The organism is Streptomyces argenteolus (genome assembly GCF_042902585.1).
Taxonomy (GTDB): Bacteria; Actinomycetota; Actinomycetes; order Streptomycetales; family Streptomycetaceae; genus Streptomyces; species Streptomyces argenteolus.
In genome coordinates, this window is sequence record NZ_JBIBEG010000004.1 from 114,267 (window position 1) to 126,082 (window position 11,816).

Sequence of the window (11,816 nt, forward strand, 5' to 3'; positions counted from 1 at the left end):
GGGCGCGTCTGCCGCCGGGTGCGTCCCCCCTCGTCCCGGTGCCGGCACCCGTCCTCCCCCGACCTTCGACCACGACCACGTGAACCAGGAGTCAGCCCCATGGACAGCACGTTCCCGACCGGTTGGACCGACCCCCTCGCGCTCAAGGCCGCTTACGCGGCGGACGGCTGGTGCCGCCTGCCCTTCCGGCTCGACGCACCGACCGTGGTGCGGGTCCGCGACCGGGTCGACGCCATCAGCGCGACGCGTCGCCCGGAGGTGGTCCACGAGAAAGACGGCGACACGGTGCGCGCGATCCACGGCTGCCACGCCTTCGACGACCTCTGCGCCGCTCTGGTGCGGCACCCCGCGCTCGTGGGTGCCGCACAGGCTCTGATCGGCGGACCCGTCTACGTCTACCAGTTCAAGGTCAATCTCAAGCAGGCCCACGAGGGTGCCGCCTGGCCCTGGCACCAGGATTTCTCGTTCTGGAACCAGCAGGACGGCATGCGGCGGCCCGACGCCGTCAACCTGGCGATCGCCCTGGATCCGATACACGAGGGCAACGGCCCCTTGACCGTCGTCCCCGGTTCGCACCGCGGGGGCCTTCTGGATCTTCCGGACCCGGCCGACACGAGCGACGACTGGCGCCGGCACGTCTCGGCGGACCTGGCCTACACGGTACGGGAGGAGACCGTCGAGAAGCTCGCGCGCGAGCACGGTACGGCGCTCATCACGGGAGAGGCGGGCGAGGTGCACGCCTTCCACCCGAGCATCGTGCACTCCTCCACCAACAACAGCTCCTCCGACCGGCGGGCCCTGCTGCTCATCACGTACAACGCGGTCGGCAACGTACCCGAGGCGCCGACCCGGCCGGAGTTCCTCGTCAGCCGTGACGCGACACCGGTGGCGGCGGCCTCCGACACCCGCATCAGCACGCTGGGAGCCGCACTGGTCTGACGGCCCGCGCCGGGCACACGCCGGCGCGGGGCGGGACGGCGGGCGCCGTACGGGCCCGGCCCGTCGGCGTGCCCGCGGCGCGCCCGTCCCGGCTCCTCGTACCCGCCGGGCGCCGAGGCGCTTCACCGGGGGCGGGCCGCCCACAGCACCGACCAGTCGAGCGCCGAATCCGCGGACCGGGTCGCCACGAAGACGATCTCGTCGCGGTCGTCCGCGGCCTCCTCGCCCGCCGCCAGTCTGCGCCGCTCGGTTACGAGCAGTTCGGCCAGGGCGTAGACGTCGGTGTCCGGCCCGTCCCGGCCGTCGGTGATCCGTATACGTCCCGGGGCCTCTTCACGGTTCGCGTCCGGCGTCGGCTGCTCCTCCCACGTGACCCGGGCCGCCGCCGTCGTGAGGAAGACGGCACGGCGGCCGTCCCGCAGCCGCAGCGCGTCGGCCAAGAGGCGGACCGTCTCCTTCCGGGGCCGGCTCACCCGTCCGCGTTCCAGGTCACGTACCGCCCGGACGCTCAGTCCTGCCAGATCGGCAAGCTCCTTCTGCGTCAGACCGATCCGGCCGCGCAACTCCCTCAACAGCACGCCGAACTTCTCCGAGGCTCTCACCACCGGGTCCCCCTTCCGTGACGACCGCCGTCCCCGTCGTTGCGTCCGCCTCCCCCTGCGGACCCGGTCCGCGCGAGGCAGGGACCGGTTCTCGCGTCGGCGCCCACCGGCACGGTGGCGGCCGGCGGGACAGAACCGCCGAACCGCGGCCTCGGCCGTTCGCTCATGGCCGGGTCTCCCTTCTCCGCTTCGTGCCGGCCTCGGAGACGTCCGGGTGGGGGACGGAGTGCCGCACTCCGGCCACGGGCCGGGGCGGGCCCCCGCCGTGCTCCGCGCATCCGGGCGCCTCCGCCCGGGAACCGTCGCGTGCTGCGGCGGCCCGGCGGACCGCCGCCGCCCAGTACCTCAGGGCGGGGGGCATCCCCGGTACGTCGGTGGTGAGTTCGAGCCGCTCCCAGATCCCCGCCGCGCACAGTTGCCGGAAACGGCGATGCGCCGTCTGCCACGAGGTGCCGAAGGTGTCCGGCACGGCACGCCAGGGCGACCCGCTGACGAGCACGTAGAGGATGCAGGCGAACACGGCCTCGTCGTCGAGCCGTCTGGTGCCGCCGCCCTGCGGCCGTACCGAGGCCACCGGCATGATCCGCCGCGCCAGCGGCCACAGCACCATGGGGGCCAGCCAGTCGTACTCGCGCGAGATCCCGCGCGCGCCGATGGTCCTCACGCCCGCCCGCCCTCCCGGCCGGCAACGGTCCGGCCTGCTGGTCGCCGAACTGCCGGACCCGGGACCGCGCGTCCTGCCGGGGTGCGCCGGACGGCACAGGGCACCGCGGCAGGGCCGCCACCGCGCGAGGGGGCCGGTGGCCTGCGCGGTCCGGTGCCGGAAGCGCGGTCCGGCGTTCCGAAGGCACGGGTGAGCGATCTCGTCGGCGGGACGCCGGACGGGCTCGGAGCGATGGTGCGGCCGGACGCGTGCCGACGTGCCGGTGAGGCGTCCACTCGGCTCCCCCTCCAGAGAAGGTCATAGGTTGGATCGGACGCGCGGCGGAAGAATCCCGTGGGCCCCGCCACGCCCTGCGTCAGGACTCCGCGCCGCTCACGGGCCGCCGCGAAGTGGCGGCGACCGTACGGGCGGACGGGACCGACTCGGGTCAGGGCGCCCTCCGTCGTGCGAAGGGCGGGCCGGCCGGTCACCCCCGGGCGTGCCCGCCCGCGCGCCGCGGACGGCGTGGGGTCACACCCCGGACGCGGCGACGTCCCGGGTGCGGAGCGCAGTCGGCTGCCGCGGACCCCGGGGCCGGGCAAGCCCTGGCCGTCACCACGTGAGACATGTTCTCGCCTCCGGTGGAGGGGGGCGTCTAGGGTGGCCCGGCAGAGCCCGCCGGTGGACGAAGCCCCTTCGACGCACCCGGAAAGGACCGACTGTGGACCGAATGCGGTTCGGTTGCTTCATATCTCCTCTGCACCCTCCGGGGGAGGACCCCAATCTCCTGCTCCGCAGGGACATCGCTCTCGCGGAACTGGCCGACGACCTCAACTTCGACGAGTTCTGGGTGGGTGAGCACCACTCGGCCGGCTGGGGCACCGTCACCAGTCCGGAGCTGTTCATCGCAGCCGCCGCCGAACGGACCCGCCGGATCGTCTTCGCGACCGGTGTGATGACGCTGCCGTACCACCATCCCTTCATGGCGGCCGAGCGGGCGGCCCAGCTGGACCATCTCACCCGCGGGCGCTTCATCCTGGGGGTGGGCGCGGGCTCCGTCCCCTCCGACATGCACATGCTGGGCATTCCGGTGGCGGACACCCGGCGCAGGACGACCGAGTCGCTGGAGGCAGTCCTGCCCCTGCTGCGCGGTGAGGTCGTCAGCGCCACCCGCGACTGGTTCGAACTCCACGACGCCCGAATCCAGTTGGGTTCGTTCGCCGCGCAGGGTGTGGAGGTGGCGGTGGCCAGCGCACAGTCCCCCTTCGGTATGCGGCTCGCCGGCACCCACGGGGTCAGCCCTCTGTCGTACGTGGCTCCGCCCTGGGGGGCGCCGCGCGCCGGGCACGGACTCGCCCTGGACCGGCTCGGCGAACAGTGGCGTCACTACGAGGACGCCGCGGCCTCTGCCGGGCGGAAGGCCGACCGCGCCGCCTGGCGGCTGTTGCTGCCCGTCCACGTCTCCAGCAGCCGCGAGCAGGCGATGGAGGAACTCTACGAGGGCTGGCTGTACCAGCGGGAGCACCTGTGGGTGCGCACCATGGGCATGCCGCTGACGACCAGTGGGGTGGGGGCGCGCAAGGCGTTCGAGTACACCGTCGAGGCGGGTGGCATCATCGCCGGCTCCCCGGCGGACTGCGTCGCCGCCATCCGCGGCCTGCAGGAACGCAGCGAGGGGTTCGGCTGCCTGCTGCTGTCGCTGATGGACTGGGCCGCACCCGAGCGGGTTCGCCGCAGTCTCGATCTGTTCGCCCGTCATGTCGCACCCGCCTTCCGTCACTCGGCCGCCGGCACCGTCGCGTCCAACACCTGGGCCGCGGCGCACAAGGACGCCTTCCAACAGGCGAACTCCCAGGCTCGGGACGCCGCCGTGCGTGAGGCGGCCGCGGCGTCCCCGCACTGACCGGACCCGCACCCCGGGGCCCGTGTGCGAGAACCCTCCCCGGCCCCGGGTCCCGGGGAGGCCGCCGGCCCCTCGCGGGAGGCGGCCCGGCGCCGTTCGCCGTTCCGGGAGCTCCCGGTCCCCCGGCACCGCGGCCGGCCGGGGCGCGTGCCGTCTCCGGTCAGCGGGGGACGGCAACGGCGTTCCGGTCCCGCCGCGTGATCGCCGGAAACAACTCCTCACGCACGTAGGCGTGGTCCTCCGGGAAGTCGCACTCGGAGAACAGCAGGTCCGCGGAGACCTGGGAGACCTGGAGCCTGCCGAGGGTGAACAGGTACTGCCACATCTCCTCGTGCTCGGAGAGGCGACCGCCGTACCCGTACGGCCGCTGTCGTGGCGGGTCCCCGACGGCCCAGCGCGTCAGCTCGGCCACCGAGACGGCCTCGGCGGCGTCGAGGAGGATGAGACCGAGGCTTTCGCCGAGCAGGTCCAGCCCGCTGGTCATGCCGCTCGCGAGACCCTTGCCGATGAGCACCGGCTGTGCCGGGGACCTGCCGTAGACCCGGACCTCCTCGGTGTCGCCGTTGGTCCGTTCGATGGTGAACAGCCGTGATCCGCGGGTGGACGACACGTGGTCGAGCAGCGCCTGCTCGTACACGATGTCGGCGTCGCTGATCACGGTGCGGCAGCCGTGCGGCCTCCAGGCCAGCAGGGCCCTCAGCCCGGCCAGCATGCTGACGCTGGATCCGGTGCGTTCGCTGCCGTCGCCGCACACCACGAGTTCCACCACGTCGTCGGCGAACGGCTCGAACGCCGCGCGGTTGGCCGGGCTGACGACGAGGAAGACGCGCTCGGCGCCCGCGCGGCGCAGCAGGCCCAGATGCCTGCTGAGGAACGTGGGCCCGGCGGAGTCGCTGCCGAGCGGCAGCAGCGACTTCGGTGCGGACGAGTTGCCCATGCGCCGGTTCTCTCCGGCCGCGAGGACGACTGCGCTTTCCAGCATGACGGTTTCCTCCACTCCCTCGCGCGGCCCGGACGGGCCGGACGCGGTCGGCGTACGGATCAGTGGTGTTCCGGGCGTGCCGCCCGGGGGCGGCCCGCCCCGCGAGGAGGTGCCCCGTGGGCGGGAGTCACCCGGTCGCGCCCGCACTGATGATGGTCGAGGTGATGGCCGAGGCGGAGCCCACGCAGATGCGTGACATGCGGTCCTTGTGGTCGCGGTACTTGCGCTCCCACGCTTCCGGGTCGCGTTGGTAGATCGCCTTGTTGTAGCGCTCGAGGAAGCCGCTGACCAGCTCTTCCAGCCGCTCGGCCGCGATGTTGCTGAGCCTGAGCGTGGAGCGGGCGGTGTCGATGTGCAGCGCTCCCTCGTAGGTGATCGCGCCGTTGCTGACAGCCTGCTCGAACAGCTCGGAGCCGGGGATCGCGGCGGCGATGAACACGTTGATCGAGTGGAAGGGAAGTTGCTCGACGAAGGCGAAGCCGTCCTTGATCTGCTCCTCGGTCTCCCCCGGCATGCCGACGACGAGGGTCCCGTGCATGAGCACGCCCAGGTCGTACAGGTAGGCCATCAGGTCGGGGACCTTGGTCAGGTCGACCGGCTTGCGGTGCTGCTCCTTGAGCGTCTCCGCGCTGCCGCTGTCGAGGGAGAGGGTGATCTGGTAGAGGCCCGAATCGACCATGCGGTCCACGAGCGGTGCGCTGAGCGTGTTCACCATGATGCCGTTGGGCGTGCACCAGGGCAGCCCCAGGGGCACCATCTTCTCGAACAGTTCGGTGGCCCTCTTACGGTCGAACGTGAGGTTGTCGTCGGCGAACTGGACCTCGTCCACGCCGAAGGCGTCCTTGTAGTGACGGATCTCCGCGATCACGTTGTCCACGGAGCGCGCGATGTACTGCTTGGAGAAGTTCGTGCTGGCGCAGAAGGTGCATCCCACGGGGCAGCCGCGTGAGGTGTAGAGGGGCAGGACGCGCTTGCCGCGCGGGTAGGGCGAGAACGGCACGTTGTGGGCGAAGTACTTCTCCACCGGCACCTTGTGATACGCGGGGAAGGGAAGCGCGTCCAGGTCCGTGACCCGGGCGAACTGCGGGTTGGCGAAGATCTTTCCCTCGTGCCGGCCCGCCAGCCCGTCGGCGCTCAGGTCGACCCGGCCGTCGGCGAGGTTGCGCAGGAAGTCCCCGAGCCGGATCTCACCCTCGCCGCGCAGGACGTAGTCGATGAAGGGCACGTCGTCGGCCACCGCGTCCTGGAGGAAACGACGGGCGTAGATGCTCGCGTGCAGGCCGCCGGCGATCACGGTGGTCTCCGGCCGGACCTCCTTGACGAGCTGCGCGTAGCGGTAGAGGTTCTGGAGGTCGGAGGAGTAGATCATGGTGAATCCGACGACGTCGAACTCGTTCTCGGCGATGTAGGCGCGGAAGCGTTCCTCCGACATCCCCATGTTCCAGACACCCTTGCCGACCGGCACCTCCTCGTCGATCCCCTCGACGATGCAGTCCAGCACGGAGACGTCGATGCCCTCCTTCTCCAGTGCCCCGGCGATGTAGCAGAGCCCGATCGGGGGGACGACGCGCTTGACCGCGCCCTCGTACATGCACATGGGCGGCATCACCAGCAGCGTGCGCGGGATACGGCCCAGCGGCTCCCGCACCTGGACGAGCCTGGACTCCGGCCGGGGTTTGCGCACCCGGGCCGTCTCGTCCTTCTCCGCGAGGTAGAGGCGCAGCGGGCTGTCCTGCGGGAGCTGCGCGTCGAGCTTGTTCTGCTTGACCCGCAGGTCCTTGTCCGGCGTCGTCTCGGGCACGGCGGCGTCTCCTGTCAGTTGGTGTTCCCTGGATACGGGCGGTACCGGGGCACGGCCGTCGGCGGAGGACGGCGGCGTCACCGGGCGCGGTCCGGGCCCGCGACCGTGGCCGCGAATCGGGCCGCGGCCTGCGGCGGAGCGAGCACGGGCCGGCCGAGGGAAGGGTCGGACCCCGGACGGATACGGACGCGGAGGAGGTGCGGCCCGGGTGCCGCGCGCGCCCGCTCACTCGCCGTGCGCAGGCCGGCGACGTCGGCGACCTCGGCCGCGGTGGAGTAGCCGCAGGCCAGGGCCACCGCGCAGAAGTCCACGTCCGCCGAGAAGGTGGCCTGGCCGCCTGTCGACTCGTAACTCTCGTTGTCGAGGACGACGTGGAGCAGGCGCTCAGGGGCCTGCCGCCCGATGGTCGCCATGGCCTCCAGCCGCATGAGGGCCGCACCGTCGCCGTCGAGGACGACGACGTCCCGCTCGGGCGCGCCCAGTGCGACGCCGAGGCCGATGCTCGACGCGCACCCCATGGAACCGACCACGTAGAGGTTGGCGGCGCGGTCCCGGTCACGCTCCAGTTCGCGTGCGGTCTTGCCGGTGGTCGCCACCACCAGGGTGTCCGCTGCCGCCGTGTCGACGACGGTCCTGATCGCCTCCGCCCGGAGCATGGACGTCGCTGCGGCCGGGGTCTCTCCCCGGGTCCGTGCGTACGGCGCGAGGGCGCCCTTGTGCACGAGGAAGGCGTACGGCAGCCCGGTGCGGTCCATGTGGAGGATCGCCCTGGCGAGGGCCGGACCCACCTCCGTCGCCGTGGCGGGGAACTCCTCGTGGCTGATCCGCATCGAGCTCAGCAGCTCCGGGGTGATGGCCCCCATCAGCTGGTGCTGGGGCTCGTCCTGGTGCCCGGGCTCGCCCCGCCAGGTGATCAGGAGCAGGACGGGCAGCCGAAGCGTGTAGCAGAGCGAGGTCAGCGGGTTGACCGCGTTGCCGAGGCCCGAGTTCTGGAGGATGACGACGGGGCGGCGGCCGGTCAGCCGGGAGCCGGCCGCGATGGCCACGGCCTCTCCTTCGTTGGCGGCGGCGAGGTAGGCGTCCGGGTGCTCCGCTTCGAGGGCGCTGATGAGCGGCCCGAGGAAGGAGCAGGGCACGCCGGTGAAGGGCCCGAAGCCGGCATCGACGAAGAGGCCGGCCACCGCGGAGGCCTCGAGCGCCCCGGCGGGGGGTCCCGGGTGGGTGGCGGCCGTCACCGGCCCCCGGCGGTCCGCGCCACCCGCGTCGTCGACGGCCGGTGGGATCCCGGTCGCGGCGGCAGCCGGTGGGGCCGTGCGGGCGGAGGGCTCCACGGTCGGTTCCTTTCTCTGGAGCCCGCGTTCGCGGGGTGCGGGAGGTGCGGCCTGTCGGGCCGCGCGGGCGGCCTGTGCGCGGGACCAGCCTCGGGGTTGCCTGGGCGCCTCGGGGACGAGGATCCGGAGCGGCCGGGAATCCGGGACCAAGACCGGGCAGGGGCCCGGGTTCAGGCGTGCGGCACGTTGGAGGGCGCGCTGTCCCGCCCGCGCCCGGTGTCGAAGAGCCGGTCGAGGAAGGGCAGCGACCAGCGGGCGGTCTGGCCGTCGAGGGTGCCGTACTGGTCGAGGTAGCCGGTGTCCTCGGGCCGCAGGGTGTCGAGCACCCGGGCCGGGATCGACCCGGGGTAGAGGAGTTCGGTGTGGTGGAGGGCGTAGTAGGCGATCCCCGCCGCGTCGTACTGCTTGGTGCGGTCGGTGAAGTCGTCCCACTCGCTGTCGCCGAAACCCGTCGCGAAGAGGCTGACGTCGAGGAACTTGCTGATCTGGAGGTCCACGCTGTCCTCGATGAAGCGCAGGCTGGTGGCTTCCTTGTGCAGGTGGGAGCAGAGGTCCAGGAGCGCGTCGACCGGTTCGGCCACCCAGGTGCCGGTGCCGCAGAGAACCACCGGGACCCGGCGCCGCAGCAGTTCGGCGGCGCTCGCGCTGCTTCCGGACTTGCGCTGGAAGATGTCGTGACAGAGGTCCACGTTGTACTCGGACACGTCGGGCCGGTTGCCTGCCTTGAGGTACGGCAGCTGGTTGCTCAGGTTCAGCCGCCAGAAGAGCTGGGTCTCCCGCTTGAAGGGTTCGATCCGGTCGCCGTCGGCGGCGAGGTTCCCCTGGAGGTAGCCCAGGCGGACCATGACCTCGTGGGCGAGCGGGGCGTCGGACCGGTCGACGAGCAGGTCGAGGTCGCTGATCCGCCGTACCGAGATGTCGTGGTAGAGCCCCTCGGCCAGCGAGAAACCCTTGCGGACCGCGTACGGCACGCCCGCGTCCCCCAGCTCCTTCAGCACCAGGGCGAATTCGTCGGAGAGGGCCTGGTTGCGCTGCCGGTTGCCGAGATGGGCCGAAGCGAAGAGCCAGGGGTAGGGAAAGCCCTTGGCGTCCCCGGCAGGTCGCCCCAGGCGGTAGGTGTGCACATGGCGGCCGACCAGCGGGAGCAGCTTGTGCCGGGCCGCCGCGTCGAGGAACGCACCCCAGTCCAGGTCGTCGCGGCCGGCGAGGGAACGCGCGAGTGCCACCTGATCCGCGTCCGGATCGAGCCGGGCCAGGACCAGGAGCAGCTGGGCGTACGGCGGCAGCCCGGCCGCCTGCGGCGGAATCGGGAGACCGCTGGTCGTGTTCGGCACTGCTTCCTGTGTCATCGCTGCCTCTCCTCGCCCGCCTGGCCGGCCGGCGTCGCCGTGCCCGTCAGGGGGTCCTCGTCGGTGTCCGATGCGGTGAGGCCGTAGGTGGCCGCCACCCAGTCGTCGTCGTACAGCGTGTCCAGGTAGCGGTCGCCCAGGTCGGGGGCGATCGCCACGGCGGTGAGCGGCCTTCCGGCTTCCTGCCGGGCGAACCAGCGCTCCACCCCGCTGACCACGGTGCCGGTGGAACCGCCCGCGAGGACACCGCCACGGGCGAGCCGCCGGCACATGCGGACCGTCTCCGTCTCGGGAACCCGCACCACTTCGTGGGCGAGCCCGTCGACGACGAAGGGCATGGCCTCGCTGGCTCCCAGACCGGGGATGTACCGGGGCCCCGAAGGCATCCCGAAGTTGACCGAGCCGACACTGTCGACCGCGACGATCCGCACGTGCCCGAAGTTCTCCCGGAAGAACCGCGCACAGCCGGCGAGGGTGCCGCCGGTGCCGGCACCGACGAACAGGACGTCCAGGTCCGGGAACTGTTTGGCGATCAGCGGCGCGGTGATCTCGTAGTGCGCCAGCCAGTTCGCAGGGTTCTCGTACTGGTCGAGGCAGACGTAGTCGTCGTGCCGCTCACAGAGCTCGCGCACCCGGCGCTTGCGTGCCGCGAGGTAGCTGCCGCTCGGGTCGGGGCCGTCGACCACCTGTACCTCGCTGCCGAGGGCTTTCATGAGCTTCATGGTGGTGGGGCTGCACTTGGGGTCGGTGACGCAGACGAAGCGCAGCGACCGGGCCGCCGCCACGACGCTGAGCGCCACGCCGAGATTGCCCGACGACGACTCCACCAGGGTGGTGGTGTCCGTGATGACCCCACTGCGGATGCCCTCCGTGACCATGGAGACCGCGGTACGCAGTTTGACCGATCCCGCGAAGTTGAACCCTTCGCACTTGAGCATCACGTTGACACCGACCACGTTGCCGAGGTCGAGGTAGATGTCGGTGTCGAGCAGTTCGTCGGCTGCGGAGATTATGGTCAATTTTGGCCTCTCATCGCCTGGCCGTCCCCCGGTATGCGATCGGTCATGCGTCGAGCTCGCACCAGGCGTCGAAGCGCTGGAGGGCGAAGATGTCCTGGACGGACGCGATGGAGTCCTCGACCGCCGTGGTGTCGCCGTTCGCGTACACCGAGCGATAGGTCGTGCGGAGCGCGCTGACGGTGGCACGCAGGCCGTGGTTCGCGTAGATGACGGCCGATACGCCGGCCTTCTGTATGTCGTCGATGTGCCAGTCCGGATAGGTGGTGGGCACGATGACGACCGGGCAGCGGAAGTCCCACCCGTCGAGGAAACCGACGATCTGGTCCCGCGTCTTCTGCTTGGAGTGCACGAGGACGGCATCCGCTCCGGCGTCCGCGTACCGGCGGCAGCGCTCCAGCGCTGCCTCCACCCCGAGGCCGCTGATCATGGCCTCGGTGCGGGCGATGACGAACATGTCCGGTCCGGACTGGGCCCGCTTCGCGGTGGCTATCTTCCGGGCGAACTCCTCGGCACTCTCCAGGTGCTGGCCGCCGTCGGCGAAGCTGTTCCGCTTGGGGAAGAGCTTGTCCTCGATGCACACGGCGGTGAGGCCGGCCGCCTCGAACTCGTGGATCATGTGGGCCACGTTGAGGATGCCCCCGTACCCCGTGTCGCAGTCGGTGACGACCGGGATGGTGAGCGCGCTCTGCGTGTGGGCGGCCGCCTGGAGGTACTCGGACATGCTCAGGAGACTGGCGTCCGGCAGGCCGCGCGAGGAGGACACCTCCAGGGAGGAGGACCAGACCGCCTGGAATCCGGCTTCCTGTGCCAGCAGCCCTCCCAGCGCGCTGTGCGCGCCGGCCACGCGGATCACGCCGTCCTTTGCGCCGGTGAGTACGGATCGAAATGACGGAAAGCTGGTGCGCTGCATTGTGAATACCCTTCGACATTACTGAAGAACCGGGCGCAAACACACGTACGGAACCGCCTGCAGCGGCAGAGAATTCAAGTACTTGTGGGCGGAAATGAACTTCGCCACATTTCTTGATCGCGCCAACAGTAGACGTTCAACTTTCGTACAGCAAGAGAAGGTAACAACTGTCCGGATTCCTTCTACTGCCCTGTCCGACCCTGCCGCGAAACACCCTGGAAAATGGGACCAAAACGGGCTGAACAGTGCCTGTGAGCAGCCTATGAGGCGATGCCCAAGGCCAAAGAATCGCACAATAACGGGCATACCTTGCGGTTCTTTCCAGCCGACATCGATG

General features: G+C 71.1%; 10 protein-coding genes. 2 read left to right on the top strand and 8 right to left on the bottom strand.

The features are described 5' to 3' along the window. Positions 1-99 precede the first annotated feature (99 nt). Positions 100-939 carry a phytanoyl-CoA dioxygenase family protein gene (locus ACFY8O_RS16520; protein WP_387902767.1) on the top strand — a complete coding sequence of 280 codons (840 nt, stop codon included), beginning with the start codon at positions 100-102 and terminating at the stop codon, positions 937-939. Between the two features lie 122 nt (positions 940-1,061). Here ACFY8O_RS16520 and ACFY8O_RS16525 read toward each other — a convergent pair whose 3' ends face one another. Then, positions 1,062-1,544 carry a helix-turn-helix domain-containing protein gene (locus tag ACFY8O_RS16525; RefSeq protein ID WP_145807128.1) on the bottom strand — a complete coding sequence of 161 codons (483 nt, stop codon included), beginning with the start codon at positions 1,542-1,544 and terminating at the stop codon, positions 1,062-1,064. 160 nt (positions 1,545-1,704) lie between these two features. Then, entirely contained in the window at positions 1,705-2,205 is a 501-nt protein-coding gene (locus tag ACFY8O_RS16530; RefSeq protein WP_387902770.1) for a transposase, read from the bottom strand. 709 nt (positions 2,206-2,914) lie between these two features. Between ACFY8O_RS16530 and ACFY8O_RS16535 the strand changes: the two genes are divergently transcribed. Further along, entirely contained in the window at positions 2,915-4,087 is a 1,173-nt protein-coding gene (locus ACFY8O_RS16535) for an LLM class flavin-dependent oxidoreductase (RefSeq protein WP_387903695.1), read from the top strand. A gap of 160 nt (positions 4,088-4,247) precedes the next feature. Here ACFY8O_RS16535 and ACFY8O_RS16540 read toward each other — a convergent pair whose 3' ends face one another. The 6 genes from ACFY8O_RS16540 to ACFY8O_RS16565 all read right to left on the bottom strand — a co-directional run bounded on the left by ACFY8O_RS16540 (position 4,248) and on the right by ACFY8O_RS16565 (position 11,422). Next, the gene (locus ACFY8O_RS16540; protein ID WP_387902772.1) at positions 4,248-5,069 is read right to left on the bottom strand and encodes an Sden_1164 family protein; all 822 of its coding nucleotides are present in this window, start codon (positions 5,067-5,069) and stop codon (positions 4,248-4,250) included. Between the two features lie 127 nt (positions 5,070-5,196). Next, the gene (locus ACFY8O_RS16545) at positions 5,197-6,870 is read right to left on the bottom strand and encodes an Sden_1168 family B12-binding radical SAM P-methyltransferase (protein WP_145807135.1); all 1,674 of its coding nucleotides are present in this window, start codon (positions 6,868-6,870) and stop codon (positions 5,197-5,199) included. Between the two features lie 77 nt (positions 6,871-6,947). Continuing rightward, the gene (gene aepY, locus ACFY8O_RS16550) at positions 6,948-8,201 is read right to left on the bottom strand and encodes a phosphonopyruvate decarboxylase (RefSeq protein ID WP_387902775.1); all 1,254 of its coding nucleotides are present in this window, start codon (positions 8,199-8,201) and stop codon (positions 6,948-6,950) included. A gap of 170 nt (positions 8,202-8,371) precedes the next feature. Further along, on the bottom strand, positions 8,372-9,550 hold the full coding sequence (locus tag ACFY8O_RS16555) for a nucleotidyltransferase domain-containing protein (RefSeq protein WP_387902777.1): 1,179 nt from the start codon (positions 9,548-9,550) through the stop codon (positions 8,372-8,374). After that, complete coding sequence (gene sbnA, locus ACFY8O_RS16560) at positions 9,547-10,569, bottom strand: 2,3-diaminopropionate biosynthesis protein SbnA (protein WP_387902779.1); 1,023 nt, start codon at positions 10,567-10,569, stop codon at positions 9,547-9,549. Before sbnA ends, ACFY8O_RS16555 begins: the two co-directional genes overlap by 4 nt. A gap of 43 nt (positions 10,570-10,612) precedes the next feature. Next, positions 10,613-11,422 carry an isocitrate lyase/phosphoenolpyruvate mutase family protein gene (locus ACFY8O_RS16565; RefSeq protein ID WP_387902782.1) on the bottom strand — a complete coding sequence of 270 codons (810 nt, stop codon included), beginning with the start codon at positions 11,420-11,422 and terminating at the stop codon, positions 10,613-10,615. Positions 11,423-11,816 lie beyond the last annotated feature (394 nt).

Coding starts and splice junctions, on each gene's coding strand:
- ACFY8O_RS16520 (WP_387902767.1), top strand. CDS start 100: ATGGACAGCACGTTCCCGACCGGTTGGACCGACCCCCTCGCGCTCAAG.
- ACFY8O_RS16535 (WP_387903695.1), top strand. CDS start 2,915: ATGCGGTTCGGTTGCTTCATATCTCCTCTGCACCCTCCGGGGGAGGAC.
- ACFY8O_RS16540 (WP_387902772.1), bottom strand. CDS start 5,069: ATGCTGGAAAGCGCAGTCGTCCTCGCGGCCGGAGAGAACCGGCGCATG.
- ACFY8O_RS16555 (WP_387902777.1), bottom strand. CDS start 9,550: ATGACACAGGAAGCAGTGCCGAACACGACCAGCGGTCTCCCGATTCCG.